We start from the raw sequence: 20,131 nt of genomic DNA, 5'->3' as shown, positions 1-20,131 counted from the left end.
TTAAAATATCATACCCTGTTTCGGCATCCGGGAACTACATTCGGACAAACAAAATTACCCCACAAAGTGGGGCCTAGCTTCGGGGATTACTCAGGTACTTTGCGGGGACCCCAATTCTCAAAATAAAAAAACGGAGTATGCTCCTTGAGATAAAGGAACACTATCCGTTTCAGTACTGTATATTCGTTACAGCGGCAGACCCATCTGAAAGACTGTCCAATAGCTGAAGCCCGAGAAGGTCAGGATCATATAACCCCAGAAAAGCAGAATGTAGGTCTTTTCCGTGAATTTCATGTAGCCAAGGATCACAAAAAAAGCGGTTTGTAAAAAGAATAGCAGGGCCATTTCTGTAAGATCACCGGCGAAAGCCATAAGTCCGATAACGAGTGTGAAAAATCCCAATACGCGAAACATGCGGTCCAAGAGAGAGTCCCCCTTCCAGTATGAATCCGGCTACTGCTGCTTACCTTTCATTATAACGGCTCGGCAAAACACTGTAAACGAATTCATTGAAAAAAAAGCAGGAAATCATAATATTTATGATTTTTATAATTGACACAAGCTTTTCTCGTGGAATTAAAGAATTTATAGCATTGTAAGTATGATGTTCAGCCAAAATGGCAATACAATTTAGTATCAAATAGATTCTATGAACTCTAATAGAGGCATAGAAATGGAGTAAGCAGCTTTTATCCCTATTCACTACCCGGCGGAGCTGCCGGTTCTGAAGATGGTTATTTCATGATGTTGTTAGGAGGGTTAGGCTTTATGACAGCCGTTAGACAGGATGCTTGGAGTGCGGAAGATGATCTGATATTGGCAGAAATAACGCTGCGTCATATCCGTGAGGGCAGCACACAGCTTGCTGCTTTTGAAGAGGTGGGTGAAAAAATCGGCAGAACCTCGGCTGCCTGCGGTTTCCGCTGGAACAGCTGCGTACGCAAAAGTTACGAGGATGCTATCGGGATTGCAAAAGGCCAGCGTCAGAAACGAAGTTATTTGAAGAAACAGCCGGCTTCCAGAGGTGCGCAGGTAGCAGGACTGATTCTCGGAGACATTGAAGAGGATTACGGACGAAGCGAAGGGTTAAGCGAGAACAGCTTATCGATTGATGCGGTAATCCGGTTTCTGAGACAATGGAAAGGCACGTTCCAGGAGGCTGGGCGGCAGCTGAAGATGCTGGAGCGGGATTTGCGAGAGAAGGAAGATGAACTGACGGAGCTGAGAGCAGAGAATGAACGCTTATCCAAGGAAGTTAATCTAGCCCAGAGCGATTACCGTGTAGTCAATGATGATTACAAAGCGCTGATCCAGATTATGGACCGGGCCCGCAGACTCGCATTTCTAAATGAAGAAGAAGAGGAAAAAACCCGCTTCAAAATGGACGCGAATGGAAACCTGGAACGGATCGAATAGAACATGAATCCCGCAAATCCTGCATCCCAGTGCCTCACGGCACCGGCATTGCAGGATTTTTTGTGTTTTGCTTTGAGCGGAGGTGCAGGATATAATTAGGAAAATTACCGGCGGCAGGAGGAGGCGTATGCATGAAGATTGATATCATAGGGGCGGGGGCGCTCGGCCTCCTGCTTGCCGGCAAGCTCATCAGTGCGGGGAGCGAAGTCAGACTGTGGTGCCGGAGTGAGCAGCAGTGCAGAGAATTAGCAAGCAGTGGTCTAACAGTCAGCTATGAGGACGGCGGAGAGGCAATATTCGTTAAGGGTGACCGCTTCTCGGCTGAACCAGTGAGTAAGTATACGCAACGGCAGCTGGCTGATCCGGGAGAGGTTACGCTGATAACGGTCAAACAAACGGTGCTGCATCATGAGCTTCCGGAGATTCTGCGGCCGCTTCAAGAACGGAATCTTACAATGATATGTTTCCAGAACGGCTGTGGACACTTAGAGCTGCTGCAGGAGCTTCTGCCGGAATCCTCCCTCTGGGTGGCGGTAACCACTGAGGCTGCCAAGAGGAAAACATTAACAGAGGTTATTCATGCAGGTAGAGGGGAAATCTGTATAGGGAAAAGCAATCAATCTCTACATCACAATGAATCAAACGCACAGGATTGGGGTAATGGCGGCACAATAAGTTTTGCTAAGGCCCTTGCAACAGCAGGATTCAACGCCTCTCTGTCGAAAGAAGTGGATACCATCATTTACCGGAAGCTCTTGATCAATGCTGTAATTAATCCTCTAACCGCAATATGGCGGGTCCCAAACGGCGGGCTGTTGGCTTCACCTGAGCGTGTACAGATCATGAAGGAACTGTACACAGAGGCTGTACAGACCTATGATGCCTGCGGGATTACCTATGAGAAGCATGTCTGGGAGGCCATTCTTGAAGTTTGCCGGGCTACATCGGGCAATATTTCATCCATGCTGGCCGATGTGCTTGCTTCAAGGGAAACGGAAATCCGCTGGATTAACGGAAGCATTGTGAATATGGGGCTGCAGCACGGGGTGGAGGTTCCGCTGCACCGCTGGATCTGCGGACTGGTAGAGGGCATGACTGTGAGGGAGAGGTGAGGCTGTTTGGAATTTTTGCGGAATTCGTTCGGCGTATTAAGCGTTATTCCGATTGTTCCTTTTTTAATCGTATATTTCGCGGGCATCGGTCTTAAGCAAGAGAAGAGGAAAACTTTTCTGCTGGCGATGGACGTGACTACTTTATTTTTACTGCTGTCAGTTTCAGGATTATTTAATACGATCTTTCATTCGAATTTCGGGTTCTTTCTTATACTACTTATTGTATTAATATCCGCTGGACTGATTGGAGGCGCGCAAAACCGGCTTAAGGGATCGGTCGACGGAAAACGGTTATTACGGGCAGTTTGGCGGCTTTCGTTCTTTTTTATGGGGACCAGTTACGTAATATTTATGATTGTAGGCCTCATACGATACATATCACAAGCGATGTAATGTTCCACTGCTCCGGTGAAGCGTCAACGTCACAAAATTTTAAAGAATTAAAAAAAAGTCGTTTTCAGAAAATATTGCTCTAGATTTTTTTGACCACTGGTTGTATAATCATAAACCATATACCACATTCTATTTAGGGGGAACTGCTAGATGAAGAAGAGTAAAAGTCTATTGCTCATGTTCGCATTAGTTTTGGTTATCGGCACAGTGCTTGCTGGCTGCGGCGGAAACAATAACAATGCTAACAGCGGCACCAATGCTGCAGCAACAAATGCAGCCGGTAATGAAGGTAGCACGAACACAGGAACAACCGGTGACGAGAAACTGGCTGCTGACCAGACACTTAGAGTCAACCTGACTGCAGAACCACCTACTTTTGACCCTGCTCAAGCTCAGGACAGCCAAGCGAATACCGTCCTGAAAACTATGTATGAAGGTTTGACCCGCATGAATGACGAAACTGGCCAAGCTGAGCCGGGAATTGCCGAATCTTGGGAAATTTCCCCTGACGGTCTGGTATATACATTCAAACTGCGTGATGCACAATGGAGCAACGGCGACCCTGTAGAAGCTGCTGACTTCGTTCGCGCCTGGAAAATCGTGCTGGATCCTAACACAGATCCAACTGCACCTTATGCTTACCAATTGTACTACCTGAAGAACGCTGAAGAATATTATGGAAAGAAAGTTACAGATTTCAACGAAGTGGGCGTAAAAGCTGTTGATGCGAAAACTCTTGAAGTTACGCTGAAAGCACCAACTCCATACTTCCTTGGCCTTCTGTCCTTCTATACTTATTACCCTGTACACAAATCCGTTGAGGGTAATACTAAATGGGCAACAAACAAAGATACTATGATCACTAACGGTGCGTTCACATTGACTGAGTGGACTACCGGCCAATCCCTGCAAGTAAGCAAGAACGATAAATATTGGGATGCTGCTAACATCAAGCTTGCTAAAATTGACTTCTCCCTGGTAAACAGCGGCGCAACTGAACTGCTCAGCTACAAGAACGGTGAGCTTGACCGTGCTGGTGCACCACACGGTGAAATCCCGCAAGAACAGATTCCAATTGTACAAAAAGAGCTTCCTAACGAATTCCAGAGAAAAGGTATCGCAAGTACCTACTACTATGAATTCAACATCACTGAAAAACCTTTCGACAACGTTAAAATCCGTAAAGCCCTGGCGATGACTGTTAACCGTCAAGCGCTGATCGACAACGTAACACTGGGTGGACAACTTCCAGCATTCGGCTTTGTACCTCCGGGTATCGCTGGCGCTGACGGTGAATTCCGTACAGCAGTTAAAGACAGCTACTTCACAGAAGATACAGAAGCCGCTAAGAAATTGCTGGCTGAAGGTCTAGCTGAAGAAGGTCTGACTGAACTGCCACCGGTTGAATTGTCTTACAACACAAGTGAAGGCCACAAGAAAATCGCTTTGGCTGTAGCTGATATGTGGAAACAAGCCCTGGGTATCACTGTAAACACTGTTAACCAGGAATGGGCAGTATTTATCGACAACCGTCAAAACCTGAACTACCAGATCGCACGTGCCGGCTGGACTGCGGATTACAATGATCCAATGACCTTCCTGGATATGTGGGTAACAGGCGGCGGTAACAATGATACTGGTTACGCTAACCCTGAATACGACAAGCTGATCAATGACGCTAAAGCAAGCTCCGACCTGGCAGCACGCCAAGAAATGTTTGCTAAAGCTGAAAAAATGATCATTGAAGATGATATGATTCTGATTCCGTTCTACTACTACACAAACAACTCCCTGACTAAAGAGTACCTCAAAGGTGTAACTCTTGACTTCAGCGGTGCAATCGACTTCACTCGTGCTTACCTGCTTGAGCACTAAGAATTGTAGAACCTTCGGTTAGCTTAACTGAATAGTGGTTGTCTGAAGGTAGCAATATACTTCGGGATATATATGTGGAATTCCATATATATCCCTTTTTTTTGCATTTCAGGCTTTTTGTTAAAGATTTCACGAACTTACAAAATAAGAAATTAGACAAATGGCCATTTTTTTCATAAAATCTAATTATGTGTCTCAAAAAAAATGTCGAAGGAGGTGTTGATGGGGATGGTTCGTTATGTTGCCAATAAGTTCTTCTATATGCTTGTCTCGCTGTTTGTGCTAATTTCAGCGACCTTTTTTCTGATGAAAGCCATTCCGGGGGACCCGTTTACTTCTGAAAAGAAAGTTCCGCCGGAAATAAAAGCGCGTTTATACGAGCAATATGGATTGGACAAGCCGCTCTATCATCAGTATTTCAAGTATTTGGGTGAAATTGTCCAGGGTGATCTGGGTGTATCTATGAAGCGTCTGAATCAGGATGTAACTCACTTGATCGGACAAACGTTCTCGGCGTCTCTAAAGCTGGGGGTTATCGCAATTATAGTGTCGGTTATTGTCGGAGTCTTTCTCGGCATGATGGCGGCACTCTATCACCGCAAGTTTATTGACAGCGCGGCCATGGTGCTGGCGGTGCTGGGGATTGCAGTTCCGAGCTTTGTAGTCGCCTCGCTGCTTCAATATGTGTTCGCCTATAAGTTCCACATGTTCCCGGTTTCCGGATTTAAGGGTCCCCTGTATTATGTCTTACCTGTAACCGCACTCTCGGCACAGCCGATAGCCTTTATAGCGAGGCTAACGCGCTCAAGTATGCTGGAAGTGCTGCATGCAGATTACATCAAGACGGCTAAGGCCAAAGGCCTAAGCTGGGCAGCAATCCTAAGCCGTCACGTACTGCGGAACGGAATTCTGCCGGTTGTAACCTACATGGGACCTATGACGGCTAACATCGTAACCGGTTCTGTAGTTATCGAGCAGATCTTCGGAGTCGGCGGTATCGGTAAGCAATTCGTCGAAGCGATTGGCGTGCGTGATTATACCGTTATTATGGGGATTACGATCTTCTATGGCGTATTGCTCATGCTAGCACGCTTTATCACGGATATAGCTTATGTGTTTGTAGATCCGCGTATCAAACTAAGTGGTGGAAAGGAGGGCTAAAATTGGCTTCTGACAAAAATGTGGTATCGCAGGATGCGAACCTGAAACCGGAAGATTTCCGTAAAATCGGAATTGATGAACGGCAAGCTGAAGTCATTCAGCGCGAAAGTCTGTCTGCCTGGCGGGATTCCTGGGAACGTCTGCGCCAGAACAAAATGGCAATGACAGCACTGGGTATTCTCGGACTAATTATCCTTGCGGCGCTTATCGCTCCGTTGTTCTCAAAGTACAATTACTACTCCAATGATTTGCTCAGTACCAACAAGCCTCCTTCATCCGAGCACTGGTTTGGTACAGATGATCTGGGTCGCGATATCTTTGTCCGTACCTGGTACGGTGCACGTATCTCACTGATTGTCGGCCTGGCTGCCGCTGCCATTGACCTTTTGATCGGGGTTATCTACGGCGGAATCATGGGTTATTTCGGTGGACGTGTAGACAATATCATGAACAAAGTATCTGAAATTCTCTACTCCATTCCTTACCTGCTGGTTGTTATCCTTCTCCTGGTTGTGCTTGAACCAAGCCTTGGGACGATCATCCTGGCGCTGACGATAACGGGCTGGATTACGATGTCCTGGATTGTCCGCGGAGAGATTATGCAGCTGAAGAACCGTGAGTTCGTTCTGGCTTCGCGTTCGATGGGTGCAGGGTCAAAAAGACTGTTGTTCAAACACCTTTTGCCGAATGCGGTTGGTCCGATTATCGTAACCATTACACTGTCTGTACCAAATGCCATCTTTGCTGAAGCGTTCCTGAGTTTCCTCGGACTTGGTGTACAGGCTCCTGTAGCTTCCCTCGGATCGATGATTAATGATTCACTGACTGGCTGGCTTTATTATCCGTGGCGTTTCCTGTTCCCGGCTATCCTGATCAGCTTAACGATGCTTTCCTTTAATATTTTTGGTGACGGTCTCCGTGATGCACTGGATCCCAAGCTGAAGAAATAGGAGGTGAACAATGATGGAACCCATTCTGCAAGTCAAGGATTTGCAAGTTTCCTTTTTTGTAAAAGGCGGAGAAGTTCAGGCTGTACGCGGGTTGAACTTTGAAGTAGGCAAAGGCGAGACCGTTGCTATTGTCGGTGAATCCGGCAGCGGCAAAAGTGTCACTGCACAGTCGATTATGCGGCTGCTTCCTGCCCCGCTCTCCAAAGTGAAGCAAGGCGAGATTGTTTTTCAAGGAAAGAATCTGCTGGACCTAAGCATGAAACAAATGGAATCGATTCGCGGCAAAGATATTGGCATGATATTTCAAGACCCGATGACTTCTTTGAACCCAACTATCAAAGTGGGCAAACAGATAACCGAAGTTTTGATCAAACATCAGAATATGTCAGCGGCCGAAGCGAAACAGCAAGGTATTGAAATGCTGCAATTAGTAGGCATTAAAAATGCGGAGGCTCGCTTTAACCAATATCCCCACGAATTCTCCGGCGGGATGCGCCAACGCGTAATGATTGCCATTGCTCTGGCCTGCCGCCCGGCTCTCCTGATTGCGGATGAGCCGACAACGGCGCTTGACGTAACCATTCAGGCGCAAATCATGGAAGTTATGAAAGAGATGCAGCAAAGACTAGGGACCTCCATCATCCTGATTACACATGATCTCGGCGTGGTTGCCGGCATGTGTGACCGGGTCATCGTAATGTATGCTGGTGAAGTGGTCGAAACAGGGACACGCTGGGAGATTTTCAAGAATCCCCAGCACCCTTACACCAAAGGTCTTTTGCGGTCGATGCCGCGTCTTGACCAAAAGAAGGGTGAGCCGCTGATTCCGATCATCGGTACTCCCCCGGATCTGATTAAGCCGCCGGTCGGTTGCCCGTTCACAGCGCGTTGCAGCGAAGCAATGCATGTTTGCGAACAGATCGATCCCGGCGCCACAGAGTTCAGCGAAACGCATATGGCGCGCTGCTGGAATCTGCATTCGATGGCCAAGGAGGTGCAGTTCGTTTGAGTAAGAATCTGATTGAAGTAGAAGGTCTTAAGAAGTATTTCAATGTAGGTAAAGGAAGAGTTCTTAAGGCTGTTGATAATATTAATTTCTCGATTCGCGAAGGCGAAACCCTGGGTATGGTAGGGGAGTCCGGTTGCGGTAAGACTACTGCAGGCCGTACGGTTCTCCGCTTGTACGAGCCGACTGCAGGAAGCGTGAAATACAATGGTGTAGATATCTACAAATTGTCCGGCAGCAAAATGAAGGCGATGCGCCGTGATATGCAAATGATCTTCCAGGATCCGTATGCATCGCTTAACCCGCGGTTCACGGTATCGGACATTATCGGTGAAGCCCTGGACATTCATGGTCTGGCCGGAAGCCGGCAGGAACGCAAGAAGCGGATTGAAGAGCTGCTGGATATGGTTGGACTTAACCATGATCATGCCACCCGCTATCCGCATGAGTTCTCCGGCGGACAACGCCAGCGTATCGGTATTGCCCGTTCCCTTGCGGTTAACCCTAAGTTCATCGTCTGCGATGAGCCGATCTCGGCACTGGACGTGTCCATTCAGGCACAGGTAGTCAACCTGCTCAAAGAACTTCAGGATCGTCTCGGACTTACTTATCTCTTCATTGCGCATGACCTGTCCATGGTTAAGCATATCAGTGACCGTGTAGCTGTTATGTACCTGGGTAAAATGGTTGAACTTGCGGAAAGCGAAGAATTGTACGCTAACCCGATCCATCCGTACACCAAGTCGCTGCTCTCGGCGATTCCGGTTCCGGATCCGGAAGTGGAAGCGAACAAGAAACGCATTCATCTGCATGATGAGCTGGGCAGCCCAATTTATAGTGCAAATGAAAAAACCAATGATAGCGATTATGAGCTGGTCGAAGTGTCCAAGGGACATTTTGTTGCTAAACAGTTCGCTTAAAATTTAACAGCATTATCACCGTAGGCGGGAGCGTTTAGCTCTCGTCTATTCTTTCAATATATGCTTGTATAGTTCCATGCCGGCGCTTCTTCTTTGACGCCGCACCTAACTTTGGATACAATCATAAAGGGTTTACCGATTTATGATTACATACAGCAGGTTATAGTAGAACAGGAGGCAAATGCATATGAATGTTGTACCGGAACCACTTCCGGGCGGATCTGCGCTCGCCAGTGACTATATACATCAATATGAAACTGTAGGACATTTGTACGGCGGGGATTTCCGCAACCTGGAGAGCCGGGTTAAGCGCGCGGAATGGCTTGATGGAACGGCAAGCCTCCGTGCAGACCGTACCGCGGTTGTTTCATACTTACGCAGTTATAACGCAGAGCATAATGCCCATGGAGCGGTAATGCGCTCCCTTGACTTATTGGAGCAGCCGGATACGCTGGTGGTCACAGGCGGCCAGCAGAGCGGTTTGTTCACAGGTCCGCTCTTTGTAGTATATAAGGCAATTACTACAATTCAGGCTGCGCGGGAAGCAGCAGCCCAGCTTGGGCGCCACGTTGTTCCGCTGTTCTGGATTGCCGGTGAAGATCATGACTGGGATGAAGTCAATCATACGTATGTACTGAACCGGACGGGCGAAATTACGCGGATTAAGCTGGATAAAGGCGAAGGTCCGCGTTCTTCTGTCAGTGAAATCAAGGTGGAAGCAGAGAGCTGGCTTCAGGCTGTAGGGCAGCTGGACGGACTGCTGCAGGATAGCGAATTCAAGCCGCAGGTGATGGAGTTTGTCACAGCAGCTTCGCTGGGTGCGGACAATATGACTGCCGCTTTTGCCAAGCTGATGGGTTCTCTATTTGGTCAATACGGGCTGATTCTGCTGGATTCTGCCGATTCCGCGCTGCGCAGACTTGAAATGCCAATGTTTGCTGCAATGATCGAGCGTAATGACGAGCTCGAGGCTGCCTACACCGCAGCGGCTGATCGTATTGCTGCGGGCGGTTACGTGCTGCAGGCGGATGTGACACCCGGGAATGCTAACCTCTTTTATATACATGAAGGCGCACGGCTTCTGCTTCATAAGGAGGGGGACAGATTCGCAGACCGGAAATCCGTGGTATCTTTTTCCCGTACAGAGCTGCTGGAGCTGCTGGAGAGCCATCCTGAGCGGTTCAGCAACAACGTGCTGACGCGTCCCTTGATGCAGGACTATATACTGCCTGTGCTGGCTACGGTGCTGGGACAAGGAGAAATGGCTTACTGGGCGATTCCGCATCAGGCCTTTAAGGTAATGGGCGGACAAATGCCGCTGATTATTCCGCGCATGTCTTTTACAGTCATAGAGGGAACGCTTAACAAGCATATGGATAAATACGGACTGTCCTTCACGGATGTGCGTCTTGGTCTGGATGATAAACGCAAAGAGTGGTTAACTGCACAGGATGAGCTGAAGATTGAAGAACGGTTTGAACAGACCAAAGCCGCATTCTCCGCGATGTACGAGCCGCTGATTGAGCAGCTTGGCGGAATTCAGGCAGGTCTGCTGAAGCTGGGGAACAGCAATAAGGACAAGATTATAGATCAGATTTCCTTCCTGCAGGGCAAAGCACTGGATGCGATGGAGAAGCAGAATGAGGCGGCGCTGCGTCAGTGGGAACGGATTGAGCTGTCCGTTATGCCTCTGGGTAAACTGCAGGAGAGAGTATATAATATGATGTATTATCTGAACCGTTACGGCCTTGGCTGGCTGGAGGAACTAATGGCTGTACCAGCCGATTACAGCGGAACACACCGCATTATTTATATGTAGGAATATATTATAGGAGCCATTCCTGTAATGAATTAATTTGAGGTTTGAATGAAAAAAGCGCCAACTGTATACTGGGAAACGTTCCGCCAAAGAACAATTGCAGCACAGGAGGCACTCAACATGAAGTATAAACAATCGAAGAAGCAGAATCAACGGATTACACGAATTTCCGACAAGACCCTTGTCGTAGGCGCAGACATTGCGAAAGAAACCCATGTGGCTCGCGCTATCGACTACCGGGGGATTGAACTCGGAAAGGATTGTGTGTTCTCAAATACCCGTACCGGACTGGAGCAACTGGTTCAGTGGATGAAGGAGCTTCAGCGGGAGCATGCCAAGAGCGACGTCCTCTTTGGCATTGAGCCTACCGGACACTATTGGTTTAACCTGGCCGAGTATTTGGGACAGCACGGCATTCCTTTGGTCATTGTCAATCCGCATCATGTACACAAAAGCAAAGAACTGGAAGATAACTCACCCACGAAAAACGACTATAAAGACGCTAAAGTCATTGCCGATTTAGTGCGGAATGGGAAATACAGCGAACCTAAATTGCCAACGCGTATCTACGCAGATCTGCGAATTCTCATGAATCTTCGGGAGAAGATCATGGTGAACCTCGGGCAGGTGCAAAGGCGGGTGCAGAACTGGCAGGATCGCTTTTTCCCGGAATACACTGAGGTGTTTAAAGACTGGGAAGGAAAAGCCTCGCTTATTACTCTAGACGAGTTTCCGACGCCAGGTGAGATCGTAGGACTCGGTGCAGAAGCCATCGCTCAGCGGTGGAAGAAAGACGTGAAACGAGCGGTGGGAACGAAGCGAGCCCAATTGCTGGTCGAAACGGCGAGAGGCTCTATCGGTCTGACCGAAGGTCTTCCTGCAGCAAAGATCGAGATTAAAACACTTCTGGAGCAGTATGACATGTTCGCCAGACAGCTTGAAGAGATTCTGTCCGAAGTAGAACGTCTACTAGGGCAAATTCCAGGCACGAAAGAGATGCTTACCGTGCCCGGTGTGGCTGTAGTGACGTTAGCGGGATTCCTGGCGGAAGTGGGCGATCTGAGTGGTTACGAGCATGGACAGCAGATTATTCGGCTGGCCGGACTGAATCTCAAAGAGAATAGTTCGGGAAAGAAAAAGGGCAAGTCCAGTATTACCAAACGTGGACGTGCAAAGCTGAGGGCCCTGCTGTTCCGGGCGGTCATGCCCATGGTAGCAAAGAACGCCGAATTCAAGGCACTGCACCAGTATTTTACGACACGAAGTCAGAATCCACTGAAGAAAAAGCAATCCCTTGTGGCGTTGTGCGGGAAACTTATTCGCGTGCTTCATACGCTCGGGACGAAGCACATTCCATACGATGCAAACAGCGTGTTAGGGCCGGTCCGTCAGGCCCAGCTACAGATGGCAGCCTAAGAAAAACCAAACTCATTTTGCTCATTGAAGTAGGTTTCACCAAAGACAAAAGAAGCACGGAGCAGCCGCAGGAACTAATTCCATAAGGGCAACGACCCTGTAAAGGAGCAAGAAACGGCGTCCACCTCTTGAGAGGCAGAACGAAGGAATGTAAGGGCAAAGACCCCGCGTGACATGGGAGGGTAAGCCGTCAAGAGACAGGTGTGGATATCCAAAGTGCGATCACAGGAACGATCCATGGGCTGGGGACAATCCCCCCAACCTCTATTCCCGCCACCGGCTCTGCAAGAAAATAATGTCATCCTTACATGACTTCTCCAACTCTCAACCTGTCCATGGCTGAAAACCTAAGAACGAGTGAGCAAACAAGAGAAAATATTAATTTATAGTGGGAGGTTATAACATGAGTTCATTGTCCAAGGAAAATAGTATCGTAACCGATATGTCTCTCGCGCCCGAGGGGCATCTCAAAATCGACTGGGTTCGCCAGCACATGCCGGTACTGAACCGTATCCGCGAGCAGTTCGAAGCGCAGCAGCCGTTCAAGGGCCTTAAGGTATCGATCACGCTTCACCTGGAAGCCAAGACCGCTTATCTGGCCAAGGTAGTACAGGCGGGCGGGGCCGAAGTTACGATAACCGGCTCGAACCCTCTGTCTACACAGGACGATGTGTGTGCCGCGTTAGTTGAGGACGGCATCACCGTGTTCGCCAAATATAATCCGTCTCCTGAAGAATTCAAGGCGCTTAACATCAAGGCGCTGGAGAGCAAGCCGGATCTGATTATCGATGACGGAGGAGATTTCGCCACCCTGCTGCATTCCGAGCGTCCTGACCTGATGGAGAATATCCGCGGCGGTGCTGAAGAAACAACTACAGGAATTATCCGGCTGAAGGCGCTGCAGAAGCAAGGCATGCTGAAGTTCCCGATGGTGGCTGTAAATGACGCCTATTGTAAATATTTGTTCGATAACCGCTATGGCACAGGCCAATCGGCATGGGACGGCATTGTTCGCACAACCAACCTGATTGTAGCCGGCAAGACAGTGGTTGTGGTGGGCTACGGCTGGTGCGGTAAAGGTGTAGCGATGCGGGCCAAGGGTCTCGGAGCGAACGTGATTGTTACTGAAGTGGATGCGATTAAGGCTGTAGAAGCCCACATGGACGGATTCCATGTGATGCCAATGCTGGAAGCAGCGAAGCGCGGCGACTTCTTCGTAACCGTAACCGGAAATCGGTATGTTATCCGCGGCGAGCATTATGATGTCATGAAGGATGGTGCGATCCTCTGCAATGCCGGACACTTCGATGTTGAAGTGAACAAGCCGGAACTGGCTGAACGCTCCACCTCCCAGCGGACGGTGCGGAAGAATATTGAAGAGTATCTGCTGAAGGATGGCCGCAAGCTGTACCTGCTGGCGGAAGGACGTCTGGTGAACCTGGGGGCAGCCGATGGCCATCCGGCAGAAATTATGGATACCACCTTTGCGCTGCAGGCCTTATCCCTCAAATATGTGAATGACAATTATAAAGATATCGGCGTCAAGGTGGAGAATGTTCCGTATGAGCTTGATGAGCAGGTTGCGCGTTATAAGCTGGAGAGTCTGGGAATCGCCATTGACAGCCTGACGCAGGCACAGGTGGACTACCTGGACAGCTGGAATCTGAACGACTAAGGAATGGATCTGCAATAGCCCGGAGCCAATCAACTGGCCCGGGTTTTTATTTTTTACGGAATATTGCAGAGACACTTGACAAACAAGAAAAAATTACCTTGCTTAGGAAAAAGGTTTTTGATTTTTAATGGCGAATCTATTATGCTTAAGTGGTGAAAAGTGGGGCAAAGTGGGGAATCGGTACTTAAGGGTGGGGAAAGATCATGTTTATGGGGGAATACCAGCATAGCATTGACGACAAAGGCCGGATCATTATCCCGGCTAAATTCCGTGAATTGCTCGGAACCTCCTTCGTGGCGACCCGTGGCCTCGACTCCTGCCTGTTTGTTTATCCCATGGAAGAATGGGGAATCATGGAGCAAAAGCTTAAAAGCCTATCACTGATGAAATCGGATGCCCGTGCCTTCAGCCGCTTTTTTTTCTCGGGAGCGACCGAATGTGTATGGGACAAGCAAGGCAGGGTGAATCTGCCGGGGAATCTGCGGCAATATGCCAAGCTGGACAAGGACTGTGTTATTCTGGGCGTTTCGAACCGGGTGGAGATCTGGAACAAGGAGCTATGGGAGCAGTACTTCGAACAGTCAGAGGAATCGTTCAACGAGATTGCCGAGAAATTGGTTGATTTCAATTTTGATCTATAAAACATACAATTCGAATTACTGCCTTGGAGGGATGCAGCTTGTTTCACCACATCACGGTGCTTAAGGAAGAAGCGACAGAAGGGCTGCACATCAAGAAGGATGGTATATATGTGGACTGTACGCTCGGAGGAGCCGGGCACAGTTCGCTTATTGCATCCAAGCTTAGCGGCGAAGGCCGGCTGATCTGTCTGGACCAGGATGACTGGGCATTGAACAATGCCAAAGAGAGAATGGCCGAGTACGGAGACAAAGTGGTTACGGTTAAGACCAACTTCCGTGACCTCGAGCAAGTACTGAAGGAACTGCCTTTTGTTCCGCAAAAGGACGGAGTTCCCCAAGTGGACGGGATTCTGTTCGATCTGGGGGTATCTTCTCCGCAGTTTGACGAAGGGGAGCGGGGGTTCAGCTACAATCACGATGCTCCGCTGGATATGCGGATGGACCAGTCGGCACAGCTGACTGCGGCCGATATCGTCAATACCTGGAGCGAACAGGAAATAGCCCGTGTGCTTTTTCAGTATGGAGAAGAGAAGTTCTCACGGCGGATTGCCCGCAAAATTGTGGAGCGCCGGGAAGAACGCCCGGTGGAAGGTACCGGAGAACTGGCTGAGCTGATTAAAGAGGGCATTCCAGCGGCTGCGCGGAGGACAGGAGGACATCCTGCCAAACGCAGTTTCCAGGGTCTGCGGATTGCTGTCAATGATGAGCTGGGAGCTTTTGAGGATGGACTGCATGCTGCAGTACGCTGCCTTGCACCTGAGGGAAGAGTATCCGTAATTACCTTCCATTCGCTGGAGGACCGGATTTGCAAACAGATTTTCAGCAGCTATTTAAGCAGATGTACCTGTCCGCCTGATCTGCCCTACTGCGTGTGCGGCGCCAAAGGAACCCTGAAACTGATTAACCGCAAGCCCATCGTACCCGGAGAAGAAGAACTGGAGCTGAATTCACGTGCCCGTTCAGCCAAACTGCGCATTGCAGAGAAATTGTAAATGACGATAAAGGAGAGTCAGAGATGGCCTATACCCGCGGCAATTTAGCAGTTCAACCCAAGAGAAAAGAAGAGGTAAACCCGCTTTACCGTGAGAAGACAAAAGTCGTCACCAGGCGGAGAGTGCTTCCGCTGAAGGAGAAGCTTTTGTATATGATGACGCTGGGAGCCTTTATCCTGGTATCTGCCGCCCTGATCTGGCGTTACGTCCATATTTATGATTTGAACTTGCAGGCACAGAAGCTGGACAGCGAGATCGCGAAGAGCAAGAAGCAAATTGCAATTTATCAGATGGAGAAGCAGACGCTTGAACAGACGGTGGTCAAGCGGGCAGAAGAGATGGGATATAAGACTCCTCCTGTAGATTCAACAATCCATGTACTGCTTAGCAACCAGGTCACTGACAAAGCTGGAAAATAATCAGCGATTGACTTCAATCGCAATAATAGAATCTGTGAGGTTTGCTATGGTAAAAAGAATAAAACTTCGCACGCTGTTTATAGGAGGGTGTATTACCCTCTTTTTTCTTGTTTTAGTCGGCAGAGTTTTCTGGATTCAGGTAATGCAGAGTGAGAAGTGGCAGAAGGAAGCAGCTACGCAGTGGGCACATACTTCAACCATCAAGGCGGTCCGCGGCGTGATTGAAGACCGTAACGGCAGTGTTCTGGCCAGTGACGTTCCTGCCTATACCGTTGTGGTTGACCCCGAGGTCATTGCGGAGAAGGGGATCGGCCAAGAGGTCATCCAGGGACTGCATGAACTGCTTGGCAAGCCTGTAGATCAGTTGAAGAAGCTGGTAGAGGCCAAAGACGATAAGGGCAATTACTACAAGAACCGGGAGATCCGCAACGAAGGCTGGAAGATTAATCAGGAGCTGGCCGATAAGGTTACGGCTTTTGTGGACAAACTCAAGAAAGAGCATGATACCCTGGAAACGGGCGTAGGCCTCGTGAGAGAGCAGAAGCGTTATTATCCGAAGGATTCGCTGGCTGCGCATATTCTGGGCTACACCGACAGGGACGGCAATGCGGTCATGGGTCTGGAAAAGTACTTCGACAAACAGCTCTCCGGTACGGATGGCAAGCTGAATTATCAGAGTGACGGCAAGGGAATCAAGCTGCCCGATTCACAGGATAGCTACCAGCCTGTAGTGAACGGAAGCAATTACAAGCTGACCATCGACAGCACCATTCAGCATTATATCGAAGAGGCGATGAAGAAGGCTTATGCCGAGTACAAACCGAAGTCGATAAGCGTCATTGCTGCCGATCCGAATACGATGGAAATTCTGGGACTGGCAAATATGCCGACCTTCAATCCAAATGAATATTATGACCTTAATCAGGATGCGGCTGGCTTCTATAACCACGCGATCATGTCGAGGTTTGAGCCGGGCTCCACGTTCAAGATTGTACCGCTGGCCGGAGCCGTTCAGGAGAAGCTGTTTAATCCGGAAGAGACCGTCCATTCGGGCTCTATCCGGATCAAAGGGTACAGCAAACCGATCTATGATATGAATAGAGCCGGTTATGGAGATATCACCCTGCTTCAAGGGGTTAAACGTTCAAGTAACGTAGCCTTTGTCAAGATTGGCTATGAGCTGCTGGGCCAGGAAAAGCTGCTGAAATATATCAAGGATTTCGGCTTTACGGAAAAGACGGGTATTGACCTCCCGGGCGAAACCACCGGTATTGTCAACCCGAATCCGAACAGGCCGATAGAGAATGCTACCTTGGCCTATGGCCATGGCAAGCTGCTGGTTACACCGATTCAGCAGCTCACGGCGATGGCTGCGATTGCGAACGGCGGCAAGCTGATGGTACCGCATGTAGTGAAGGAAGTTACCGATCCTAATACAGGCAAGACTACGGTGACTCAGCCGGAGGTTGTACGGCAGGTGATTTCAGAGGAAAGCGCCCGCGAAACCGGCAGCTACCTCGAGCAGGTCGTGGCAGACCAGGTAATCGGAACCGGACGGCATGCCTATATCGAAGGGTACCGCGTAGCCGGCAAGACCGGGACGGCGATTAAGCCTGACGGCAAGGGCGGGTATGACCGGGATAAAGTACTAGCATCCTTCCTCGGTTACGCTCCGGCCAATAATCCGAAGATCGCGGTATTCGTCGTAATTGATGAGCCTGCGGATGCTGCCGGCGGGGGAGCCGCAGCGGGACCTATTTTCAAAGAGATTGTCTCGCAGTCCCTGCAATATATGGGCGTACCCAAAACAGTTGAATCAGATAACGCAGTGGGAAGCAAAACGTCAGTCAAGCTGGCGGCAGACTCCTCAGAGCTGCGCAGTACACCTGATCTCGTGAACAAAACGGTTAAGGAATCCAGACAGCTGCTCCTTAATCAAGGCTTTGACTTCGAGATTGTCGGTACAGGGGCAAAGGTAATCAGCCAATATCCGGATAAGAGCACAAAACTTGCCGCCGGACAGCGGATTTATCTGCTTACCCAACAGGATGAAGCAATGACCATTCCCGATTTGAAGGGAGAATCTTTGCGCGATGCTCTGGAAATTCTCAATCTGCTCAAAGTAGGGATTACGGTTGAGGGCGAAGGTTATGTCACAGAGCAGACGCAGACCAAGAATAACAGCAAAACGCATATTTCTCTGAAGCTCAGTCCCCTGAATGAATACGGGGAGAATATCCCTGTGGCCGTCAACGTTGACCCCGATGCAGAGGAGACTGCGGAGTAGCGCGTATACAGGCTTGTTCTAACCCCTGTTTGTCCCGAATAGTCATGAAGATAAGAGATCATGTCTATACGAGCGAAAGCGGGGAGAACGGAATGAAGGTTTCGAAAGTCGTAACTCGGCGGAGAATGCTGTGGACGCTGCTGGGACTGGCCGTGTTGTTCGGTTCGCTGGCCGTGCGTCTTGCCTATGTACAGCTATCACAAGGGGAGAAGCTGAGCGCCAAGGCTGAGGAATCCTGGCGGCGGAATATTCCCTTCACCGCCAAACGCGGCGAGATTCTGGACAGAGAGGGCGTTGCCCTGGCATATAATATCAGCTCGCCAACGATCTATGCCATTCCTGTGCAGGTGAAGGAAAAGGAACAGACCGCGAAGCAGCTGGCTCCGCTGCTCGGTATGACCGAGGAGAAGCTGGTCACTCTGCTGACCCAAAAGAAAGCCTCGGTGAAACTGCAGCCCGGCGGCCGCAAAATTACGATGGAGCTTGCCGCGAGCATCCGTGATTTGCAGCTGCCGGGCATCGTTGTGGCTGAGGATAACAAACGGTATTATCCCTTTGGTGATTTAGCCGCACATATTCTCGGCTTCACGGGCATCGACAATCAAGGAATCACCGGGATAGAGAGCATCTACGATAAGCTGCTTCAGGGCAGCGCAGGCAATATATCGTATCTGTCCGATGCCGGAGGACGGCTGATGCCGGGCTCCTCGGAGAAGTATACAGAGCCGCAGGACGGGCTGAGTCTGCAGCTGACGATTGATAAGCAGATTCAGTCAATCATGGAACGCGAGCTCGATCAGGCCATGGTGAAGTATCAGGCGCAAGGTGCCTGGTCGATTGCGATGGACCCCCGCAATGGTGAGATACTGGCCATGGCGAGCCGGCCGGGTTATGAGCCGGGCTCCTATAAGGAATACGATGCCGAAGTATATAACCGGAATCTTCCGATCTGGATGACGTATGAACCGGGCTCCACCTTCAAGATCATTACCCTGGCTGCTGCTTTGCAGGAGGGGAAGGTTGATCTGCAGCATGAGCATTTTTTCGATCCGGGATATATTGAAGTGGGCGGGGCCAAGCTGCGCTGCTGGAAAAAAGGCGGACACGGAAGCCAGACGTTCCTTGAAGTGGTGGAGAATTCCTGCAACCCCGGGTTTGTTGCCCTGGGCCAGCGTCTTGGCAAGGATACCCTTTTTAAGTATATCCGTGATTTCGGGTTTGGCACGAAGACAGGGATCGACCTCAACGGTGAAGCGAACGGAATTCTGTTTAAGCCGGCGCAGGTAGGGCCGGTCGAACTTGCCACCACGGCCTTTGGCCAAGGGGTATCCGTAACACCGATCCAGCAGATTGCTGCGGTGTCTGCAGCGATTAATGGCGGCAAGCTGTATACTCCGCATGTTGCCAAAGCCTGGATTAATCCGGATACCGGTAATGTCGTATCCGAGGTAGAGCCGGAAGAAGTGCGGCAGGTGATTTCTGAGGAGACTTCGAAGAAGGTGCGGGCCGCCCTTGAGAGCGTAGTTGCCAAAGGCACAGGCCGGCCGGCGTTTATTGACGGCTACCGTGTGGGCGGCAAGACTGGGACGGCACAGAAGGTTATTAACGGCCGATATTCTCCTACGGAGCATATCGTCTCTTTTATCGGATTTGCACCAGCGGATGATCCGCAGATCGTGGTCTACACCGCAGTTGACAATCCCAAGGGAATTCAGTTTGGGGGTGTGGTAGCGGCTCCGATCGTCCAGAATATTCTTGAGGATTCGCTTCATTATCTGAAGGTTCCGCAGCGCAAGGATCAGCTGCCGAAGACCTATAAATATGGGGAGACTCCGATTGTGACAGTTCCCGATTTAACAGGAGCTACTGTTCAGGATATCTATGAGGATTTGAACATGAATTTCATGCTGGCCCGCTCCGGATCAGGCAATACAGTGATTAATCAGGCACCCAAAGCGGGGGCAAGAGTGGAGCAGGGTTCAACCATCCGGATTTATATGGGAACTTCCAGTGAATAATAGGGTAGTCTGACAAATGTAGAGTGAGGGA

At 49.6% G+C, this 20,131-nt stretch carries 17 protein-coding genes; 16 read left to right on the top strand and 1 reads right to left on the bottom strand.

Annotated elements, in window-relative coordinates; genetic code table 11:
- Nucleotides 1-186 precede the first annotated feature (186 nt).
- Complete coding sequence (locus R50912_RS24560; protein ID WP_042238543.1) at nucleotides 187-423, bottom strand: DUF2626 domain-containing protein; 237 nt, start codon at nucleotides 421-423, stop codon at nucleotides 187-189.
- A gap of 345 nt (nucleotides 424-768) precedes the next feature.
- Here R50912_RS24560 and R50912_RS24555 point away from each other — a divergent pair, with 345 nt between their 5' ends.
- From R50912_RS24555 to R50912_RS24480, 16 genes are all read left to right on the top strand, one after another.
- The gene (locus R50912_RS24555; RefSeq protein ID WP_039304213.1) at nucleotides 769-1,416 is read left to right on the top strand and encodes an RsfA family transcriptional regulator; all 648 of its coding nucleotides are present in this window, start codon (nucleotides 769-771) and stop codon (nucleotides 1,414-1,416) included.
- Nucleotides 1,417-1,547: 131 nt separating this feature from the next.
- Entirely contained in the window at nucleotides 1,548-2,528 is a 981-nt protein-coding gene (locus R50912_RS24550) for a ketopantoate reductase family protein (protein ID WP_042238542.1), read from the top strand.
- Nucleotides 2,529-2,534: 6 nt separating this feature from the next.
- A complete protein-coding gene (locus tag R50912_RS24545) occupies nucleotides 2,535-2,921 on the top strand; it encodes a DUF3397 domain-containing protein (protein ID WP_042238541.1) in 387 nt (128 codons plus the stop codon).
- A 150-nt stretch (nucleotides 2,922-3,071) separates the two neighbouring features.
- A complete protein-coding gene (locus tag R50912_RS24540) occupies nucleotides 3,072-4,796 on the top strand; it encodes a peptide ABC transporter substrate-binding protein (RefSeq protein WP_042238540.1) in 1,725 nt (574 codons plus the stop codon).
- A gap of 228 nt (nucleotides 4,797-5,024) precedes the next feature.
- Nucleotides 5,025-5,957, top strand: a complete 933-nt coding sequence (locus R50912_RS24535) for an ABC transporter permease (RefSeq protein WP_039304450.1) — start codon at nucleotides 5,025-5,027, stop codon at nucleotides 5,955-5,957.
- Nucleotides 5,958-5,959: 2 nt separating this feature from the next.
- Nucleotides 5,960-6,907 (top strand): ABC transporter permease, encoded by a 948-nt coding sequence (locus R50912_RS24530; protein WP_039304225.1) that lies wholly within the window; start codon nucleotides 5,960-5,962, stop codon nucleotides 6,905-6,907.
- Nucleotides 6,908-6,920: 13 nt separating this feature from the next.
- The gene (locus R50912_RS24525) at nucleotides 6,921-7,916 is read left to right on the top strand and encodes an ABC transporter ATP-binding protein (protein WP_042243196.1); all 996 of its coding nucleotides are present in this window, start codon (nucleotides 6,921-6,923) and stop codon (nucleotides 7,914-7,916) included.
- On the top strand, nucleotides 7,913-8,833 hold the full coding sequence (locus R50912_RS24520) for an ABC transporter ATP-binding protein (RefSeq protein ID WP_042238539.1): 921 nt from the start codon (nucleotides 7,913-7,915) through the stop codon (nucleotides 8,831-8,833). The genes R50912_RS24525 and R50912_RS24520 overlap by 4 nt, the downstream gene beginning before the upstream one ends.
- Before the next feature lie 187 nt (nucleotides 8,834-9,020).
- Nucleotides 9,021-10,652 (top strand): bacillithiol biosynthesis cysteine-adding enzyme BshC, encoded by a 1,632-nt coding sequence (bshC, locus tag R50912_RS24515; RefSeq protein ID WP_042238538.1) that lies wholly within the window; start codon nucleotides 9,021-9,023, stop codon nucleotides 10,650-10,652.
- A 120-nt stretch (nucleotides 10,653-10,772) separates the two neighbouring features.
- Complete coding sequence (locus R50912_RS24510) at nucleotides 10,773-12,068, top strand: IS110 family RNA-guided transposase (RefSeq protein WP_042234001.1); 1,296 nt, start codon at nucleotides 10,773-10,775, stop codon at nucleotides 12,066-12,068.
- A 403-nt stretch (nucleotides 12,069-12,471) separates the two neighbouring features.
- Nucleotides 12,472-13,743: an adenosylhomocysteinase gene (locus R50912_RS24505; RefSeq protein WP_042238537.1), complete on the top strand. Its 1,272-nt coding sequence runs from the start codon at nucleotides 12,472-12,474 to the stop codon at nucleotides 13,741-13,743.
- Between the two features lie 203 nt (nucleotides 13,744-13,946).
- Nucleotides 13,947-14,384, top strand: a complete 438-nt coding sequence (mraZ, locus tag R50912_RS24500; protein ID WP_039304237.1) for a division/cell wall cluster transcriptional repressor MraZ — start codon at nucleotides 13,947-13,949, stop codon at nucleotides 14,382-14,384.
- 38 nt (nucleotides 14,385-14,422) lie between these two features.
- Nucleotides 14,423-15,376, top strand: a complete 954-nt coding sequence (gene rsmH, locus R50912_RS24495; RefSeq protein ID WP_042238536.1) for a 16S rRNA (cytosine(1402)-N(4))-methyltransferase RsmH — start codon at nucleotides 14,423-14,425, stop codon at nucleotides 15,374-15,376.
- Between the two features lie 23 nt (nucleotides 15,377-15,399).
- Nucleotides 15,400-15,795 (top strand): hypothetical protein, encoded by a 396-nt coding sequence (locus R50912_RS24490; RefSeq protein WP_042238535.1) that lies wholly within the window; start codon nucleotides 15,400-15,402, stop codon nucleotides 15,793-15,795.
- Between the two features lie 142 nt (nucleotides 15,796-15,937).
- Entirely contained in the window at nucleotides 15,938-18,082 is a 2,145-nt protein-coding gene (locus R50912_RS24485) for a PASTA domain-containing penicillin-binding protein (RefSeq protein WP_231637708.1), read from the top strand.
- Between the two features lie 92 nt (nucleotides 18,083-18,174).
- Nucleotides 18,175-20,100, top strand: a complete 1,926-nt coding sequence (locus tag R50912_RS24480; RefSeq protein WP_039304248.1) for a stage V sporulation protein D — start codon at nucleotides 18,175-18,177, stop codon at nucleotides 20,098-20,100.
- The last annotated feature ends 31 nt before the right edge of the window (nucleotides 20,101-20,131 follow it).

The organism is Paenibacillus sp. FSL R5-0912, assembly GCF_000758605.1.
Taxonomy (GTDB): domain Bacteria; phylum Bacillota; class Bacilli; order Paenibacillales; family Paenibacillaceae; genus Paenibacillus_AQ.
This window is presented reverse-complemented; position numbering and strand designations above follow the sequence as displayed.

What these genes read in the sequence shown, in the direction of transcription:
- R50912_RS24490 (WP_042238535.1), top strand. Translation starts at nt 15,400, where the DNA reads ATGGCCTATACCCGCGGCAATTTAGCAGTTCAACCCAAGAGAAAAGAA.
- R50912_RS24510 (WP_042234001.1), top strand. Translation starts at nt 10,773, where the DNA reads ATGAAGTATAAACAATCGAAGAAGCAGAATCAACGGATTACACGAATT.
- R50912_RS24485 (WP_231637708.1), top strand. Translation starts at nt 15,938, where the DNA reads ATGCAGAGTGAGAAGTGGCAGAAGGAAGCAGCTACGCAGTGGGCACAT.
- bshC (WP_042238538.1), top strand. Translation starts at nt 9,021, where the DNA reads ATGAATGTTGTACCGGAACCACTTCCGGGCGGATCTGCGCTCGCCAGT.
- mraZ (WP_039304237.1), top strand. Translation starts at nt 13,947, where the DNA reads ATGTTTATGGGGGAATACCAGCATAGCATTGACGACAAAGGCCGGATC.
- R50912_RS24535 (WP_039304450.1), top strand. Translation starts at nt 5,025, where the DNA reads ATGGTTCGTTATGTTGCCAATAAGTTCTTCTATATGCTTGTCTCGCTG.
- R50912_RS24550 (WP_042238542.1), top strand. Translation starts at nt 1,548, where the DNA reads ATGAAGATTGATATCATAGGGGCGGGGGCGCTCGGCCTCCTGCTTGCC.
- R50912_RS24505 (WP_042238537.1), top strand. Translation starts at nt 12,472, where the DNA reads ATGAGTTCATTGTCCAAGGAAAATAGTATCGTAACCGATATGTCTCTC.
- R50912_RS24525 (WP_042243196.1), top strand. Translation starts at nt 6,921, where the DNA reads ATGGAACCCATTCTGCAAGTCAAGGATTTGCAAGTTTCCTTTTTTGTA.
- R50912_RS24540 (WP_042238540.1), top strand. Translation starts at nt 3,072, where the DNA reads ATGAAGAAGAGTAAAAGTCTATTGCTCATGTTCGCATTAGTTTTGGTT.
- R50912_RS24555 (WP_039304213.1), top strand. Translation starts at nt 769, where the DNA reads ATGACAGCCGTTAGACAGGATGCTTGGAGTGCGGAAGATGATCTGATA.
- R50912_RS24480 (WP_039304248.1), top strand. Translation starts at nt 18,175, where the DNA reads ATGAAGGTTTCGAAAGTCGTAACTCGGCGGAGAATGCTGTGGACGCTG.